Consider the following 16379-nt stretch of genomic DNA (forward strand, 5'->3'; position numbering starts at 1 on the left):
GGTCGGGGAGGGGGAGCGGGGCGGTCAGCGCGGGGGTTCGGCGGCGGTCACCTGGCGGTGCGCCAGTTCCGCGAGCCGAGCCTGCCCGACCCTGCCGGGGTGGAACCAGTCCCAGTGGCTCAACTGGTCGGCGGCGAAGGGGTACTGGAACACGGCGCCGCCGTCGTAGCGGCACAGTGCGTCCTTCCCGCAGACCTCGCGGAGCACCTCGTTGTACTCGACCACCCGCGCCCGCACCTGCTCGCGCCTGGCCGTCGCCGTGGCCGCGGACGACAGTGGATCCGCGAGCATCGACTGGCAGATGCCCAACTTCCACACCTGACGCACCATCGGACTGTCCTTGCCCTGCTGCCACAGCCGCTGGAGGTCCGGCACGCTGGAGACGTACACCTGGGAGGCGGGCGACGACGCCCGCAGCGTGCGGAGGGCCTTCTCGAAGCCCGCCCGGAACTCCGCCACGGGGGTCATCGTCGAAGTCGACGGACGGCACGCGTCGTTCGAGCCGACCATGACCGTGACCAGGTCGGGCTTGTGCTCGGCCGCCGAGGCCAGCTGTCCTTCCAGGTCAGCCATCCGCGAGCCGGTGACCGCGTGGTTCCAGCTGCGTGCCGCCACCTGCGCGTCCCCGAGCAGCCGGGCGGCGAGGGAGCGGACCGCGGGGTCGCTCCCGGTGGCCCAGGAGACCTCCGGGCAGTCGGCCAGTACCGAGCAGGCGTCGAAGCCACGGGTGATGGAGTCTCCGACGGCGGCGATCGACGCGGGCGCGGTGTTCCAGCGCGGCGCGGCCTGCGCGCCCCGCTCCCCCTGCTCGGGGACCGCGGCCGCCTGACACCCGGTCAGCACCCCGGCCAGGAGGGCCAGGGTCGCACCCGTGCCCGCGCGTGTGCGTCGCGTGCGGCGTCCGGGGGCGGTGGTGCGCATCGGGTGGTCCCCTCCTCGTCGCCCCGCGTCCTCACGGGGGGCGTCCTGCTGAGTGAAAGCTCTGGGTTTGGCGGCCTCGGACCGACCGTACGACACACCATGGCCCCTGCCGCACGGTAGCTTTTCCCCCGTGGCGTTTCGGCCGCAGGCCCCGCAGCGCAATGTCTGATTGTTTCCGTTACATTACATCACGTCACATTCTGTCCGTTTTCTGGAGTTTATTCCCGACCTCGTCCCACACTGGAGGTCCCGGTGACGACACGTGGAGTTCTGTACGTGCATTCCGCTCCGCGCGCGCTCTGCCCGCACGTGGAATGGGCCGTTGCGGGCGTGCTCGGGGTGCGGGTGAACCTCGACTGGATCCGGCAGCCCGCCTCTCCGGGCACTTGGAGAGCGGAGTTCTCCTGGCAGGCCGAGGCGGGCACCGCGTCGAAGCTCGCCTCCGCACTGCGCGGCTGGCACCTGCTGCGCTTCGAAGTGACCGCCGAACCCTGCGCCACCGCCGAGGGCGAGCGCTACAGTTCCACACCGGACCTCGGCATCTTCCACGCCGTCACCGGCCTGCACGGCGACATCCTGATCCCCGAGGACCGGCTGCGCGCCGCCCTCGCCCGCTCCGCGCTCGGCGAGACCGACCTGGAAGCGGAGATCTCCCGGCTGCTCGGCAAGCCCTGGGACGACGAACTGGAGCCCTTCCGGTACGCCGGCGAGGGCGCGCCCGTGCGCTGGCTCCACCAGGTCGTGTAGCTGCCCGAGCGGCACGCGGCGACGCGAGAGGCCCACCCGTGGATCCCGGGTGGGCCTCTCGCGTAGGGGTGGTGCGGCGTCCGCGCGCGGCGCGGCGGACGGCGCCCCCTCGGGGTCAGACGCTGCGGAACGCCAGCGTGACGTTGTGGCCGCCGAAGCCGAACGAGTTGTTGATCGCGGCGATCGGGCCCTCGGCGGGCAGCTCGCGCGGCTCGCCGCGGACGATGTCCGCGTCGATGTCCTCGTCCAGCTCGTCGATGTTGATCGTCGGCGGGGCGGTCCGGTGGTAGAGCGCCAGCACGGTCGCGACGGTCTCGATACCGCCGGCGCCGCCGAGCAGGTGGCCGGTCATCGACTTGGTCGCGGAGATGGCGATGTGGTCGAGGTCGTCGCCCAGGACCTTGCGCAGGGCCTTCACCTCGGCCGTGTCGCCCTGCGGGGTCGACGTGGCGTGGGCGTTGACGTGGACCAGCTCGGCCGGGTTCAGGCCCGTGTTGTCGAGCAGGTTCTGCACGGCGGCGGCGACGCCGCGGCCGGTCGGCTCCGGCTGCGCGATGTGGTGGCTGTCCGCGGACAGGCCCTGTCCCAGCACCTCGCAGTAGACGCGGGCACCGCGCGCGGCGGCGTGCTCCGCGGACTCCAGCACCACGACGCCCGCGCCCTCGCCGAGGACGAAGCCGTCACGGTCCTTGTCGTACGGGCGGGAGGCCAGCTGCGGGTTCTCGTTGTTCTTGGACATCGCCATCATGTTGGCGAACGCGGCGATCGGCAGCGGGTGGATCGCCGCCTCGGTGCCGCCCGCGACGACCACGTCGGCGCGGCCGGTGCGGATCATCTCGACGGCGTAGCCGATGGCTTCGGCTCCGGAGGCGCAGGCGCTGACCGGGGTGTGCACGCCCGCCTGGGCGTTGACCTCCAGGCCGACGTTGGCCGACGGGCCGTTCGGCATGAGCATGGGGACGGTGTGCGGGGAGACCCGGCGCACACCCTTTTCCTTCAGTACGTCGTACTGGTCGAGCAGGGTGGTGACACCGCCGATACCGGAGGCGATCACGGTGCCCAGGCGGTCCGGCGCGACGGACTCGTCCTCGCCCGCCGGGGCCTTGTAGCCGGCGTCGGCCCAGGCCTCGCGGGCCGCGATGACGGCGAACTGGGCCGAGCGGTCCAGCTTGCGCGCGAGCGGCTTCGGGAGGACCTCGCTCGGGTCGACGGCGACCGGGGCGGCAATACGGACCGGGAGTTCGGCGAAGCGCTCGCCCTCCAGGGGCTTGACGCCGGAACGGCCGGCGAGCAGACCTTCCCAGGTCGAAGCGCTGTCGCCACCCAGCGGAGTGGTTGCGCCGATACCGGTGACGACCACGGTGCGATTGGTCGGGCTCACAGGAATTCTTTCTCCACGTCTCAGGGGGTGCTGAATTGTCACGGCGCCACCGCCGGGTGGCGACAAACGCTCGTCAGGCTCAGGCCTGGTGCTTCAGGATGTAGTCGGCAGCGTCACCGACGGTCCGGAGGCCCTTGACGTCCTCGTCCGGGATCTTGACGTCGAAGCGCTCTTCGGCGGCGACGACGACCTCGACCATGGAGAGGGAGTCGACGTCCAGGTCGTCGGTGAACGACTTGTCGATCTCGACGTCCTCGACCGGGATACCGGCGATCTCGTTGACGATCTCCGCCAGACCCTCGACGATCTCTTCCTGCGTGGCGGCCATGTGGCGCTCCTTCTGTAGCTGACTGCGGTGAAACAGGCCGGGATGTGGTTCCGGGCCCTAGGGGAGGGTAACGACCGTCGCGGCGTAGACGAGCCCCGCCCCGAAGCCGATGACGAGCGCGGTGTCGCCGCTCTTCGCCGCTCCGGTCGCCAGGAGCCGCTCCATTGCGAGCGGGATCGAGGCGGCCGACGTGTTGCCGGTGGTTTCCACGTCACGGGCGACCGTGACGTGCTCCGGCAGCTTGAGGGTCTTCACCATCGAATCGATGATCCGCATGTTGGCCTGGTGCGGAATGAAGACGTCCAGGTCACCCGGGGCGATCCCGGCGGCGTCGAGCGCCTGCTGGGCCACCTTCGCCATCTCGAAGACGGCCCAGCGGAACACCGCCTGGCCCTCCTGCGTGATGGCCGGGAACTTCTCGCCGGCGTCCTTGCCGAGGTACTCGTCCCACGGCACGGTCTGCTTGATCGTCTCGGACTTGTCGCCCTCCGAGCCCCACACCGTGGGGCCTATGGCCGGCACGTCCGAGGGGCCGACGACCACGGCGCCGGCGCCGTCACCGAACAGGAAGGCCGTCGCGCGGTCCTCCAGGTCGGTCAGGTCCGACAGCCGCTCCACGCCGATGACCAGCACGTACTGGGCCGAGCCCTCGATGACGAGGCCCTTGGCGAGGGTCAGGCCGTAGCCGAAGCCGGCACAGCCCGCCGAGATGTCGAACGCGGCCGGCTTGACCGCGCCGATCCGGTGCGCGATCTCGGTCGCGACCGCCGGGGTCTGCCGGAAGTGGGAGACCGTCGAGACGATCACGGCGCCGATCTGCTCCGGAGAGACACCGGCATCGGCCAGCGCCTTGCCGGAGGCCTCCACCGACATCGCGGCGACGGTCTCCTCTGCCGAGGCCCAGTGCCGGCTCGCGATGCCCGAGCGGGAGCGGATCCACTCGTCGGAGGAGTCGATCTTCTCCAGGATGACGTCGTTGGAGACCACCCGGGAGGGGCGGTAGCCGCCGACGCCGACGATGCGGGCGTACGGGGAGCCCTGGGCAGGCTTGATCTTCGACATGCTGTGTGGGCTCCTTCTCTCAGGCCGAGTGCTCGGCGATGAGCGCCGCGGCCTTGTCGAGATCGTCCGGGGTCTTCAGGGCCACGTTCGGCACGCCCTTGAGCGCGCGCTTGGCCAGACCCGTCAGGGTGCCGCCCGGGCTGAGCTCGACGAGCCCGGTGACGCCGAGTGCGGCGAACGTCTCCATGCACAGGTCCCAGCGGACCGGGTTCGCGACCTGGCCCACCAGGCGGGCGACGACCTCGGCGCCCGAGGTGACGACCTGGCCGTCCTTGTTCGAGACGTACTTCAGCTCCGGGTCGGCCGGGGCCAGGGCCTTGGCGGCCCCGTCCAGCGTGGCGACCGCGGGAGCCATGTGGTGCGTGTGGAAGGCGCCCGCGACCTGCAGCGCGACGACCTTCACGGAGCCCTCGGGCTTCTCGGCGACCAGGGCGTCGATCTGCTCCTTGGTGCCGGCGGCCACGATCTGGCCCGCGCCGTTGATGTTGGCGGGGGTCAAACCCAGCTTCTCCAGGTGCGCGACGACCACGTCCCGGTCCCCGCCCAGCACCGCGGCCATGCCGGTCTCGGTGACGGCGGCGGCCTCGGCCATCGCCAGACCCCGGGTCCGGACGAAGGACAGCGCGTCGGCGTCGGAGAGGACGCCCGCGTACGCGGCGGCGGTGATCTCCCCGACGCTGTGGCCCGCGACGGCGCCGAAGGCCGTACGGGAGCCCAGCTCCGAGGCGGCGAGCAGACCCGCGGCGACGAGCAGCGGCTGGGCCACGGCGGTGTCGCGGATCTCGTCCGCGTCCGCCTTCGTGCCGTAGTGGGCGAGGTCGAGCCCGATGGCCTCCGACCACGCGGCGACACGGTCAGCGGCGCCGGGCAGTTCGAGCCAGGGGGTCAGGAAGCCGGGCGTCTGTGCGCCTTGGCCGGGAGCGACGAGTACGAGCACCCTCACACTCTCTCTTGTCGAGGGTCCCAGCCGCCCGTGGGGACAGGGACCAAGAACCGTCAGGGTAATTGTTGAAGTCCGACAAAAGTCTAGGACTGCTGATCGTTGTCAGCCAGACGCCCGAGGATCAGGGCGATCCGCAACGTGAACGCCGAGCGGACATCGGAAGGCGACCAGCCGGTGACGTCGGTCACACGTCGGAGCCGGTAGCGCACCGTGTTCGGGTGCACGAACAGCATCCGCGCCGCCCCCTCCAGACTGCTCGCCTGCTCCAGGTAGACGCTCAGCGTCTCCAGCAGCGCCGACCCCGCCTCCTCCAGCGGTCTGTAGATCTCCTCCACCAGCTGCTCCCGGGCAGAGGGATCCGAGGCGATCGCGCGCTCGGGCAGGAGATCGTCCGCGAGCACCGGCCGCGGGGCGTCCTGCCAGGCCGAACAGGCCTTCAGACCGGCCGCGGCCGCCTGCGCGGACCGGGTCGCGTTCAGCAGGTCCGCGACCACCGGGCCCGCAACCACCGGGCCCGCGGCGAACGGGCCGATCAGCGACTTCGCGACCTGGAGCGGATTGTCGCTGCCGCCCGCGATCACCACCAGCCGGTCGCCGAGCACACCGGTGAGGACCTGCAGCTTGTGGTGCCGGGCCGCCCGCCGGATCGCCTCCACGGTCAGCTCGCTGTCGCCCTCCGGCGCGGTGCCGAGCACCACGCACACGTGCTCCGGCGAGTTCCAGCCGAGGGCCGCGGCCCGCGAGAGCGCGCCCTCGTCGGCCTCCCCGGACAGCACCGCGTTCACCACCAGGGACTCCAGCCGGGCGTCCCACGCCCCGCGCGCCTCGGCGGCCTGCGCGTACACCTGGGCCGTCGCGAACGCGATCTCGCGGGCGTACACCAGCAGGGCCTCGCGCAGGATCGACTCGTCGCCCGGGGCCGCCACCTCCTCGATCGCGGCCTCCATGACCTCGATCGTGGTGCGGACCATCTCGACGGTCTGGCGCAGCGTGATCGCCCGGGTCAGTTCGCGCGGCGCCGTCCCGAACACGTCGGTGGAGATCGCCTGCGGGGTCTCGGGGTGCCGGAACCATTCGGTGAACGCGGCGATACCGGCCTGGGCGACCAGGCCGATCCAGGACCGGTTCTCCGGGGGCATCGCCCGGTACCACGGCAGGGTCTCGTCCATGCGTGCGATCGCGTTCGCGGCGAGCCGGCCGGAGGACTTCTCCAGTCGGCGCAGCGTCGCGGCATGCGGATGGGCGGCAGTGCGATGCGCGGGGGAATGCTCACGTTCGGGTTGGGGCACGGGACAAGACTGCCTTATCGGGACGGCGGCGCGGAGTGCGGCCTCACACCCAAGGTCTACCGTGGGCACATGATTGATGTACGCCGCGGTGCCGACCGGTACCCGGGTGGTGATCCCGAGGCGGGGATCAGCACCCGGCACGCCTTCTCCTTCGGGAGCTTCTACGACCCGGACAACCTGCGCTTCGGCCCGCTCCTGGCCTGCAACGAGGAGGCCCTCGCCCCGGGCGCCGGGTTCGAGGAGCACGCGCACAGCCACACCGAGATCGTCACCTGGGTCATCGAGGGTGAGTTGACGCACAAGGGCAGCACCGGCGAGGAGGCCGTGGTCCGCCACGGCGACGTGCAGCACCTCGGCGCCGGATCCGGTGCCCGGCACGTCGAGCGCAACGACGGCGCCGAGCCGCTGCGCTTCGTGCAGACCTGGCTCGCGCCGCTGGCCCCCGGCGGGGAGCCCGCGTACCGACTGGTCCGCGGGCTCGCCGACGGCACCCCGTACGAGGTCCCCGCGGCCGGGGCCGTCCTGCACGTCCGGCGCCCGGGTGCGGGTGAGCACGTGGACGTCCCCGCCGCGGAGCGCGTCTACCTGCACGTGGTCCGCGGTGACCTGCGGTTGGACGGGGTGGAGCTCGGCCCCGGGGATTCGGCCCGGATCACCGGCGAGCAGGGCCTCCAGGCCGTGGCGGGGTCCCCCGGGGAACTGCTGATCTGGGAACTCGGGTAGTCCCCGCCCGGCCCCGTTCCCCGCTCAGCGGTGGAGCGGGCCGGAGAGCTCGGCGAGGACGCCGTCCGTGAAGGGCGGCCAGGCCTCCACGGCCCACGGGCCGAAGGCCCGGTCCGTCAGCACCACGCAGGCGGCACGCGCGGCGGGGTCCACCCACAGGAAGGTGCCGGCCTGGCCGAAGTGGCCGAAGGTGCCCGGCGAGGAGGAGGAACCCGTCCAGTGCGGGCTCTTGGCGCCGCGGATCTCCAGGCCGAGCCCGAAGTCGTTCGGGGCTTGGTGCCCGTAGCCGGGGAGCACGCCCTTGAGGCCGGGGTGGACCGTGGCGGTGGCCTCGGCGACCGTGCGCGGGTCGAGCAGGCGGGGCGCCTGCAGCTCGGCGGCGAAGCGGACCAGGTCCGACACGGTGGAGACGCCGTCCTTGGCGGGCGAGCCCTCCAGGGTGGTCGAGGCCATGCCGAGCGGCTCGAACACCGCCTGGTGCACGTATGCGGCGAAGGGGATGCCGGTGGCCTTGGTGATGTGGTCGCCGAGCACCTCGAAGCCGGCGTTCGAGTACAGCCGGCGCGTCCCGGGCGCGGCCATGACCCGGTGCTCGTCGAAGGCCAGGCCGCTGGTGTGCGCCAGGAGGTGACGCACCGTCGCACCCTCGGGGCCCGCGGGCTCGTCCAGCTCGACCGCTCCCTCCTCGTACGCGACGAGTGCGGCGTACGCCGCGAGCGGCTTGGTCACCGAGGCCAGCGCGAACCGGTGGTCGACGGGCCCGTGGGAGCCCGCCAGGCTCCCGTCGGACCGCACGACGGCCGCCGCGGCGGTCGGCACCGGCCAGTTGTCGATGATCCGCAGGCTGTCCAGGGTCTCCACGCTCTCCATGCCGCCGAGCCTACTTGCTTGGAGTGCGCTCAAGGGTTCTAGCGTGGGCGTCATGAGCCTGACAGGGACGCAGACGCGGTACACGATCAGCGAGGTCGAGGCCCTGACCGGGCTGAGCCAGCACACCCTGCGCTGGTACGAGCGGATCGGCCTGATGCCGCACGTGGACCGGTCCCACTCGGGGCAGCGGCGCTTCAGCGACACCGACCTGCGCTGGCTGTCCTTCGTGGGCAAGCTGCGCGCCACCGGGATGTCCGTGGCCGACATGGTCACCTACGCCGAACTGGTCCGCGAGGGCGAGCACACCGTCGACCGGCGGCGAGAACTGCTGGAGCGGACCCGGCGCGACGTGCGGGCGCGGATCGCGGAGCTGACCGACGCGCTCGCCGTACTCGACTTCAAGATCGATCTCTACACGGGGAAGGCGGCACGCGAGTGACGCAGAACACCACCATCGAGCAGACCGAACTCGGCTCGGGCGGCCCACGGGTCGGCATCCAGGGCCTCGGCTGCATGGGCATGAGCGAGTTCTACGGGGAGACGGACGAGGAGGCGGCCCGCGCCACGCTCTGGGCGGCGCTCGACGCCGGGGTCACCCTCTTCGACACCGCGGACGTCTACGGTCGGGGCCGCAACGAGGAGTTCCTCGCACCCTTCGTCGCCGCCCACCGCGAAAGGATCACCCTCGCCACCAAGTTCGGCATCGAGCGCACCGACGACCCGCAGTACCGGGGCGTGCGCAACGACCGGGCGTACCTCCGCAGGGCGGTGGAGGACAGCCTGCGGCGCCTCGGCACCGATGTGATCGACCTGTACTACATGCACCGTCACGACCCGTCGGTGCCGTTCGCCGAGTCGGTGGGCGCCATGTCGGAGCTGGTTCAGGAGGGCAAGGTGCGCCACCTGGGGCTCAGCGAGGTCACCGGGGCGGAGCTGCGGGAGGCGTGCGCGGTGCACCCGATCGCGGCCCTCCAGTCGGAGTGGTCGTTGTTCAGCCGGGACGTGGAGCGCAGCGCGGTGGGCGCGGCGGCGGAGCTCGGCGTGGCCTTCGTGCCGTACTCCCCGCTCGGCCGCGGCTTCCTGACCGGCGCCTTCGCGGACGCGGCGGAGCTGTCGCAGGGTGACTTCCGCCTCCTCCAGCCGCGGTTCACCGGCGCCAACGCCAAGGCCAACACTGCGCTGCTGGAGCCGGTGCGGCAGGTCGCGCGGGCCCACGGGGCCACCCCGGCGCAGATCGCGCTGGCCTGGGTGCAGCAGCGGGCGCGGGCGCACGGGCTGACGGTGGTCCCGATCCCGGGCACCCGCCGGCCGGAACGGCTCGCGGAGAACACCGCCGCGACCCGGATCACGCTGACGGAGCCGGAGCTGGCCCTGCTGGAGCCGATCGCCGGCCAGGTCTCCGGGGACCGCCACCCGGACATGACCTTCACCTCGGCGGCCCGCGAGGCGTAGCCGCGACGAGGGGCGGGGCGCCGCGGGGGCGCCGGCGCTACGTCTCGGAGAGGTCGGTGGAGAAACGATCCCGCAGGGCCGAGTACTCCGCGTCCGTCAACAGGCCCGCGCTGTGCAGCTCGCTCAGGTGGTGCAGGCGCTCGTCCGTGCGTCGCGCCGGCACCGAGGCGACCGGGGTGCGCACCCGCATCCCGGCGAGCACGGCCGCGGCGAACGGCAGCGACTCGTGCACCGCCCCGTACCCGGTGCCGAACACGGCGGTGGCGAGGTCGTGGTCCGGCCGCGGGTCGGCCCCGGTGTCGTCCCGGCGTATGAGCCGCAGGTGACCGCCCGGCCCCTCCGGCGAACGCCATTCGACGCCGGCCAGCTCCGAGAGCGGGTAACGCTGGTCCCCCGCCTTCCACTTGGTGCCGGTGGCGCCCGTGCGCGACCACTGGAAGCTGACGGCCGAGCCGTCGAAGCCCACGCGCGCGTCGTACGCCTTCAGCTGGAGCGGCGGTTCCGCCACCGGCACGAGGAAGCGCTCGGCCGGCTCGTCCGCCTCGGGGCCCAGCCGCTCGCGCAGCCGGTCGACGAACTCCCGCGCCTGCTCCGCCCGGTCACCCGGCACCACCAGACGGTACGGGTCGCAGACCGCGCGCAGCTGTCCTGCGGCGGCCTCCATCAGCGGATCCGCGCCCGGTCTCGGCACGGCCTGCAGTACCACCGCCTCGCGTCTGCCCGTGGTCGGACGGGCGGTGAGCTCCGCTGCGGACAGCGCCTCGAAAGGGATCCGCCGCGCCCCGAGGGCGTTCCAGAGCCTTGGCGTTCGCATCCCCCGGTTGAAGCGGATGAGCACCGAGTCCGAGTCGAACTCCCAGGCGGCATGATTTCCGGCCAGTACGTCACCCATGCGGCACATGGTAAGGGGATACGCCCCCGCGCGTCCCCCTCGGTACGGGGCCCGTTTTCCACGGCTCTACGCGTGTCAGTCCGCGTCTGTCCCGGAAATTCCACGGCGGCAGGCATCGTCCCCGGTCGCGCAGACAACGGAGTCGAAGGTGCCGGTTCCGATTTTGGCGAAGTTGTCCAGGGAGCCCGTACCTGGCTCGAAATAGCCGGTGTGTCGCTTGGCCCCCGCCGAGGACAGCAGCCGCGCGCCGAACTCCGGCGACACCGGGTCCGCACCGTGTCCCAAACCGCCGACCTCCAGGTGCGGTACGTCCGCGATCCAGTCACCGGAGTCCCGGGTGGCCCACACGCGGGCCGAGGTGCCCAGTTCGGCCACCGAGCCCGCGCGCATGCCCGGGCTGCCCGCCACGACGACGTCCGTCACCCGGGGGGGCAGCGCGTGCGCGGCGACCCCGCACACCACCGAACCGTAGCTGTGGCAGAACAGCGCCACGCTCGCGTCCCCCGGCAGCGACGCCGCCAGCGCCTGCAGCCGAACGGCGCCGTCCACGGCCATCCGCCCGGTGGCCGCGTCCATGCCGACCCCGGACGGGGCGGTGTAGTCGGCCCAGGCGATGACCGCGGTCCGGCTGTCCGGAGCCGCGGCGCGCTCGGCCGCGTACAGCGACTGCGCCATGCCGACCGGGGCGGTCAGCCGGCGCTGCGTGCGCTCGAAGGTGAGGACGTCGGTGTCCACGCCGGGGACGATCACCGAGACCCGCTCGGCCCGGTCGAGGTCGCCGAAGACCTCGGCGACCCGGCCGCCGCCGGTGGGGTTGAACGCGAGGATCTGGCGGCCGGGTTCGGCGAGGGACGCGAAGCGGTGGGCGCGGCGGACGGCCGAGTTGCGGTCGGCCGGCGTCAGGCTGACGTCGTGGCCGCGGGCCTGCTCGGCCTTCTCCGCCAGGCCGAGGGCGCGCAGGTTGGCGCGGTAGCGCAGCGCGGCGGGAGCCCCGTCGAGGTTGCCGACGACGAACGGGTGGGCGTCGGCGAGCCGGGCCCGCTGGCCGGCGTCGATGTCGGCGAAGAACCGGGTCACCGTGCGCACGGGGGCGTCGGCGGGCGGTACGGGCCGGCCGTCGATCCGGGCCGTGGACCAGGCGGTGAGGGCGGCGGCGCGCAGCGTGGTGCCCGCGTCGGGCCGGTGCACGGAGGTCCAGCCGGTGGTCGCCAGCATGATGAAGACGACCGCCAGTGCGAGCAGGATGCGCAGGACGGCCGGGCGCGGATCGGCGCCGACGGCGGTGGGGTGGGCGAGGCCGGGCAGGTTCACTGGGACCAGCCTATGAGACCGGAACCGGCCCTGAGGCACAGGGTGATGGGGACCACGGGGTGAGCCGGCACACGGTGACCGGGCTCACGGTGACCGGGCTCACGGTGACCCCGCTGACGGGGGAGGCGGCCCATGGTGACCGGCTCACGGGGGAGGCGGGCCACGGTGACCCGGCTCACGGCGACGGGGGTCCCGAAGGCCCGCCTGCGGCGCCCCGGTGTCAGCGCCAGTCAGCGGCGAGCGCCGGGCCGATCCGGTCGAGGTAGGCGTCGGTCATGTCCCGCAGGGCGGCGACGCTGGCGTCCCCGCCCTGCCCCCACAGCCGTCCGGTGACCCGCATCACACCCGAGAACGCGGCGACGGCCACCCGGGGGCGCGGGTCGGCGTCCACGTCAAGGCCCTCGCGCTCAGCGATCAGCCGGGCGATGTGCTCCTCCAGTTCGGTGCACCGGCGCAGGTGGACCGCGAGCAGTGCCGGGGTCGACTCGATGAGCTGGTAGGTGCGCATGTAGAGGTCGAACGGGACCACCTCGGACAGGGCCTCGTCGAGGGTGTCCCACGTGTCGCGCACGGCGGCCCGCAGCGCGGTGAGGGGGCCCTCGGCGGCCGGCCGGGCCCGCAGCGCGGCGAGGAGGTGCGATTCGGCCAGCTCCTGGGCGGCGAAGGCGACCTCCTCCTTGTTCGCGAAGTAGCGGAAGAAGGTGCGCTGGGAGACGTCCACGGCGTCGGTGATCTCGTCGACGGTGGTCTGCTCGTACCCCTGCGAGATGAAGAGGAGGAGGGCGGCCCGCAGCAACGCGTCCCGGGTGCGCCGCTTCTTGCGTTCGCGCAGTCCGGGTGCCGCCGCCGGCCGCTCGTCGGTCATCACCGCGGGAGTCCTTTCAGGGCTGGTTACGGTCCACGGCCGGTCCGGGTGCAGGGCTCAGGGGTGCCAACGCGCCGCCACCGGGCCCGGCCTGACGCCGAGTAAGCGGTCAGGGTACCTGTGACGGACCTGACAGCCACTGCCCCGTTAAGCCGTTTGTGAAGTGTCAGTCGCTGTCACTAGCCTGCTCGTATGACTCATCAGATCACCGTCGACGGCAGTGGCGACGGGACGCCCGTCGACGACCGGACACCCGTCAAGGAGCCGGGCGGGGCACCGGCCCGGTCGGGGCTCCGCGGCCACCCCTGGTTAACACTCTTCGCCGTGGCCATCGGCGTCATGATGGTCACCCTGGACGGCACGATCGTCGCCGTCGCCAACCCCGAGATCCAAAAGGACCTCGGCGCCTCGCTCTCGGACGTCCAGTGGATAACCAACGGCTACCTGCTGGCGCTCGCCGTCTCCCTCATCACCGCCGGCAAACTCGGCGACCGGTTCGGCCACCGCCAGACCTTCCTCCTCGGCATCGTCGGCTTCGCCGGCGCGTCCGCCGCGATCGGCCTGTCCTCCAGCGTCGAGCTCCTCATCGGCTTCCGCGTGGTCCAGGGCCTGTTCGGCGCCCTGCTGATGCCCGCCGCGCTCGGCCTGCTGCGCGCCACCTTCCCCGCCGAGAAGCTCAACATGGCCATCGGGATCTGGGGCATGGTCATCGGCGCCTCGACCGCCGGCGGACCCATCGTGGGCGGCCTGCTCGTGGAGCACGTCAGCTGGCAGTCCGTCTTCTTCGTCAACGTGCCCGTGGGCATCGTCGCCCTGGCCTTCGGCCTGGTCATCCTGCTCGACCACCGTGCCGAGAACGCCCCCCGCTCCTTCGACCTCCCCGGCGTCCTGCTGCTGTCGGTCGGGATGTTCTCCCTCATCTGGGCGCTGATCAAGGCCTCGGAGTGGGGCTGGGGGGACAGCCGGACCCTGCTGTTCCTCGGCGGGTCCGTGGTCTGCTTCGTGCTCTTCGCCGTCTGGGAGAGCAGGGCCGGCGAGCCGCTGATCCCGCTGGGGATGTTCCGCTCGCTGCCGCTGTCCGCGGGCACCGTGCTCATGGTGCTGATGGCGTTCGCCTTCATGGGCGGCCTGTTCTTCGTCACCTTCTACCTGCAGAACGTCCACGGCATGAGCCCGGTCGACAGCGGCCTGCACCTGCTGCCGCTGACCGGCATGATGATCGTCGGCTCGCCGCTGGCAGGCGCCGCCATCACCGCGATCGGGCCGCGCATCCCGCTCGTCGCCGGCATGGTGGCCACCGCCGCCGCCTGCTTCGGGCTGTCCGGGCTCACCCCCGGCACCGGAACCCTTGAGATGTCGCTGTGGTTCTGCCTCCTCGGCGTGGGCCTCGCCCCCGTCATGGTCGGCGCCACCGAGGTCATCGTCGGCAACGCCCCGCTGGAGCTGTCCGGTGTGGCCGGAGGGTTGCAGCAGGCCGCCATGCAGGTCGGCGGCAGCCTCGGCACCGCCGTCCTCGGCGCGGTCATGGCCCGTACGGTCGGTGACTCGTTCGGGGACAACTGGCGGGCCGCGGAGCTGCCGCCGCTCGCCCCGGAGCAGCAGGCCCTCGTCGAGAAAGGGGTCCAGGTCGGCATCGCACCGGTCCCGGAGGGCGCGCCGCAGCCCGTCGCCGACGCCATCACCAAGGTGGCGCACGACACCTTCGTGTCCGGCATGAGCACCGCCTTCACCGTCGCCGGGGTCGTCGCGGTGCTCGCCGCGGTCGTGGCCTGCTTCACCAAGCGCGGTGAGAACGCCTCCGCGGGGGCGGGCGCGGCCCACGTCTGAGCCCGGCCCCGCCCTCTTGCCCCTCCCGCTGCCGTCCCGGCGGCCCCGGGGGGCAGGGGGGCGACGGGCCGGGGGCGAACGGCGCACGGGCGGGGGCGAGCGGGCGCACGGGCGTCAACCCGCTGGGCGCCACAGCCCCGCCGGACGGTTCCGGCGGGGCTGTCGCCTATCCGGGTGGACCCGCCCGCGCTCCCTTCCGCCGGACCGTCCGCGCAGGTCAGCGTGGTGGACGAGCCGCTCCGGAACCGGTCCGGGGAGGCCCCGTCCACAAGGAGTTGACCCGTCATGCGTACGAGTTCCCCCGCAGGTGCGATCCCTGCCCGCGCCGCCGCCGCCCGCACCACGGCCCGTACGACCGCTGCTGCCCCGGCCCCGGCCGGTACGGCCACGGCGCGCGCCGCCTCCGGGCGCGCCCGTGCGGCCCTGGCCGCGGCCGCCCTGGCAGTGGTCGCCCTCCTCCCCGGTGCGTCCGGCCCGGCGCACGCCGCGCATGCCGCACCCGGCGGCCCCGCCGCGGGCCCGCCGGCGGGGAAGGCGGTGCACTGCGCGACCGGGCAGCTGTGCCTGTGGGCGCAGCCCGGGTTCACGGGCAAGCGGCACACCCACGAGCTGAGCACCCTCGACGTCAACAGCTGCACCGCGCTGCCCGCGGGCACCAGCGTCCAGTCCCTCGTCAACCGCACCGGGCGGCCGGTGACCACCTACCAGTCGGCCGAGTGCGCCGAGACGGGCGAGTTCCAGACCTACCCCGGCGACGGGGTCCAGCTCCCGGAGTCGCCGTACCTGGTGCGCGCCTTCAAGGTGTGGGAACGCTAGCGGCCCCCGTCACCGGCGGCACCGCGCCCACCGGGTCCGCTTCGGGCGCCCGGGCCGGAACCCCGGCCTGCTGACCGCCCGGGGCGGTCCCGCCCAGCCGGGCGACCTCGGCGCGCAGGGCCCGTACCTCCGCGGTCAGCTCGGCGATGGCCGCGGTCTGCGCCCGCTCGGCCTGGTCGTCGAACTCGAAGCGGGCGATGAACCAGGCCGCAATGTTCGCGGTGACCACACCGAGCAGGGCGATCCCGGACAACATCAGGCCGACCGCGAGCACCCGGCCCAGCCCGGTGGTGGGGGAGTGGTCGCCGTACCCGACGGTCGTCATCGTGGTGAAACTCCACCACACGGCGTCGCCCAGGTTCCGGATGTTGCCGTCGGGTGCGTCCCGCTCCACGCTCAGCACCGCGAGCGAGCCGAACATCATCAGCCCGACCACCGCGCCCGCCACGTACGTCGTGAGCCGGACCTGCGGCGCCATCCGTGCGCGTCGGCCCACCAGCAGCAGGGTGGACACCAGCCGCAACAGCCGCAGCGGCTGGACCAGCGGCAACACCACCGCGAACAGGTCCAGCCAGTGGGTGCGGACGAAGGCCTTCTTGGAGGCCGAGAGCCCCAGCCGGATCAGGTAGTCGGCGGCGAACGCGGCCCACACCACCCATTCGGTGACCGTGCACGCCCGGTGCACCCGGGCGTTCGCGTCGGGGACCACGATCGGCACGGCATAGGCGACGGCGAACGCCACGGCGAGGACGAGCAGCGGGGTCTGGCTCCGCTGCTCCCACCGCAGCTGGGGGGACGGTTCCTTCATACGGAGCATCGTAAGGAACGCGTAAAGCTTACTGGCGGGCGCAGCGGTGCGACCGCCGTCGCACGGCCGGCGGGCCGGGGCGCACACCCGCACCCCCCCCCCCCCGCGGCCGCACCCCCACCCCCCAGGGGCGGCCCCGGCCCC

At 72.8% G+C, this 16379-nt stretch carries 16 protein-coding genes and 1 pseudogene; 6 read left to right on the plus strand and 11 right to left on the minus strand.

The features are described 5' to 3' along the window. Positions 1-24: 24 nt before the first annotated feature. Positions 25-921: an SGNH/GDSL hydrolase family protein gene (locus ACFV7Q_RS04375; protein WP_385423432.1), complete on the minus strand. Its 897-nt coding sequence runs from the start codon at positions 919-921 to the stop codon at positions 25-27. A gap of 252 nt (positions 922-1173) precedes the next feature. On the opposite strand from ACFV7Q_RS04375, the gene ACFV7Q_RS04380 reads away from it, so the two are divergent. Continuing rightward, the gene (locus tag ACFV7Q_RS04380; RefSeq protein WP_385423434.1) at positions 1174-1668 is read left to right on the plus strand and encodes a DUF3145 domain-containing protein; all 495 of its coding nucleotides are present in this window, start codon (positions 1174-1176) and stop codon (positions 1666-1668) included. A 115-nt stretch (positions 1669-1783) separates the two neighbouring features. On the opposite strand, the gene fabF is transcribed toward ACFV7Q_RS04380, so the two are convergent. The 5 genes from fabF to ACFV7Q_RS04405 all read right to left on the minus strand — a co-directional run bounded on the left by fabF (position 1784) and on the right by ACFV7Q_RS04405 (position 6671). Continuing rightward, entirely contained in the window at positions 1784-3049 is a 1266-nt protein-coding gene (fabF, locus tag ACFV7Q_RS04385) for a beta-ketoacyl-ACP synthase II (RefSeq protein WP_385423436.1), read from the minus strand. A gap of 79 nt (positions 3050-3128) precedes the next feature. After that, entirely contained in the window at positions 3129-3377 is a 249-nt protein-coding gene (locus tag ACFV7Q_RS04390; RefSeq protein ID WP_385423438.1) for an acyl carrier protein, read from the minus strand. Between the two features lie 57 nt (positions 3378-3434). Continuing rightward, complete coding sequence (locus ACFV7Q_RS04395) at positions 3435-4439, minus strand: ketoacyl-ACP synthase III (protein ID WP_385423440.1); 1005 nt, start codon at positions 4437-4439, stop codon at positions 3435-3437. 19 nt (positions 4440-4458) lie between these two features. Then, positions 4459-5376 (minus strand): ACP S-malonyltransferase, encoded by a 918-nt coding sequence (locus tag ACFV7Q_RS04400; protein WP_385423442.1) that lies wholly within the window; start codon positions 5374-5376, stop codon positions 4459-4461. An 89-nt stretch (positions 5377-5465) separates the two neighbouring features. Further along, positions 5466-6671 (minus strand): PucR family transcriptional regulator, encoded by a 1206-nt coding sequence (locus ACFV7Q_RS04405; RefSeq protein WP_385423443.1) that lies wholly within the window; start codon positions 6669-6671, stop codon positions 5466-5468. A gap of 69 nt (positions 6672-6740) precedes the next feature. Between ACFV7Q_RS04405 and ACFV7Q_RS04410 the strand changes: the two genes are divergently transcribed. Beyond that, positions 6741-7394 carry a pirin family protein gene (locus tag ACFV7Q_RS04410; protein WP_385423444.1) on the plus strand — a complete coding sequence of 218 codons (654 nt, stop codon included), beginning with the start codon at positions 6741-6743 and terminating at the stop codon, positions 7392-7394. A 24-nt stretch (positions 7395-7418) separates the two neighbouring features. Here the strand turns inward: ACFV7Q_RS04410 and ACFV7Q_RS04415 are convergent, their stop codons facing one another. Then, positions 7419-8246 (minus strand): serine hydrolase domain-containing protein, encoded by an 828-nt coding sequence (locus ACFV7Q_RS04415; RefSeq protein WP_385423466.1) that lies wholly within the window; start codon positions 8244-8246, stop codon positions 7419-7421. A 70-nt stretch (positions 8247-8316) separates the two neighbouring features. Between ACFV7Q_RS04415 and ACFV7Q_RS04420 the strand changes: the two genes are divergently transcribed. Continuing rightward, positions 8317-8703 carry a MerR family transcriptional regulator gene (locus tag ACFV7Q_RS04420; protein WP_385423446.1) on the plus strand — a complete coding sequence of 129 codons (387 nt, stop codon included), beginning with the start codon at positions 8317-8319 and terminating at the stop codon, positions 8701-8703. Further along, a complete protein-coding gene (locus ACFV7Q_RS04425) occupies positions 8700-9716 on the plus strand; it encodes an aldo/keto reductase (protein ID WP_385423448.1) in 1017 nt (338 codons plus the stop codon). Before ACFV7Q_RS04420 ends, ACFV7Q_RS04425 begins: the two co-directional genes overlap by 4 nt. A gap of 37 nt (positions 9717-9753) precedes the next feature. Here the strand turns inward: ACFV7Q_RS04425 and ACFV7Q_RS04430 are convergent, their stop codons facing one another. The 3 genes from ACFV7Q_RS04430 to ACFV7Q_RS04440 all read right to left on the minus strand — a co-directional run bounded on the left by ACFV7Q_RS04430 (position 9754) and on the right by ACFV7Q_RS04440 (position 12784). After that, positions 9754-10617, minus strand: coding sequence for a DUF4429 domain-containing protein (locus tag ACFV7Q_RS04430; RefSeq protein ID WP_385423450.1), 864 nt, complete (start codon positions 10615-10617; stop codon positions 9754-9756). A 66-nt stretch (positions 10618-10683) separates the two neighbouring features. Beyond that, positions 10684-11823 (minus strand): alpha/beta hydrolase, encoded by a 1140-nt coding sequence (locus ACFV7Q_RS04435; protein WP_385423468.1) that lies wholly within the window; start codon positions 11821-11823, stop codon positions 10684-10686. Positions 11824-12139: 316 nt separating this feature from the next. Further along, positions 12140-12784 carry a TetR/AcrR family transcriptional regulator gene (locus ACFV7Q_RS04440; RefSeq protein ID WP_385423452.1) on the minus strand — a complete coding sequence of 215 codons (645 nt, stop codon included), beginning with the start codon at positions 12782-12784 and terminating at the stop codon, positions 12140-12142. Positions 12785-13004: 220 nt separating this feature from the next. Here ACFV7Q_RS04440 and ACFV7Q_RS04445 point away from each other — a divergent pair. Together ACFV7Q_RS04445 and ACFV7Q_RS04450 are read left to right on the plus strand one after the other, a co-directional pair. After that, a pseudogene (locus ACFV7Q_RS04445) lies at positions 13005-14611 on the plus strand (MFS transporter). Positions 14612-14896: 285 nt separating this feature from the next. Next, positions 14897-15427: a peptidase inhibitor family I36 protein gene (locus tag ACFV7Q_RS04450; protein ID WP_385423454.1), complete on the plus strand. Its 531-nt coding sequence runs from the start codon at positions 14897-14899 to the stop codon at positions 15425-15427. Here ACFV7Q_RS04450 and ACFV7Q_RS04455 read toward each other — a convergent pair. Continuing rightward, positions 15408-16235: a potassium channel family protein gene (locus ACFV7Q_RS04455; RefSeq protein WP_385423456.1), complete on the minus strand. Its 828-nt coding sequence runs from the start codon at positions 16233-16235 to the stop codon at positions 15408-15410. The genes ACFV7Q_RS04450 and ACFV7Q_RS04455 overlap by 20 nt on opposite strands. Between the last annotated feature and the right edge of the window lie 144 nt (positions 16236-16379).

It is taken from the genome of Streptomyces sp. NPDC059851 (assembly GCF_042732005.1).
Taxonomy (GTDB): domain Bacteria; phylum Actinomycetota; class Actinomycetes; order Streptomycetales; family Streptomycetaceae; genus Streptomyces.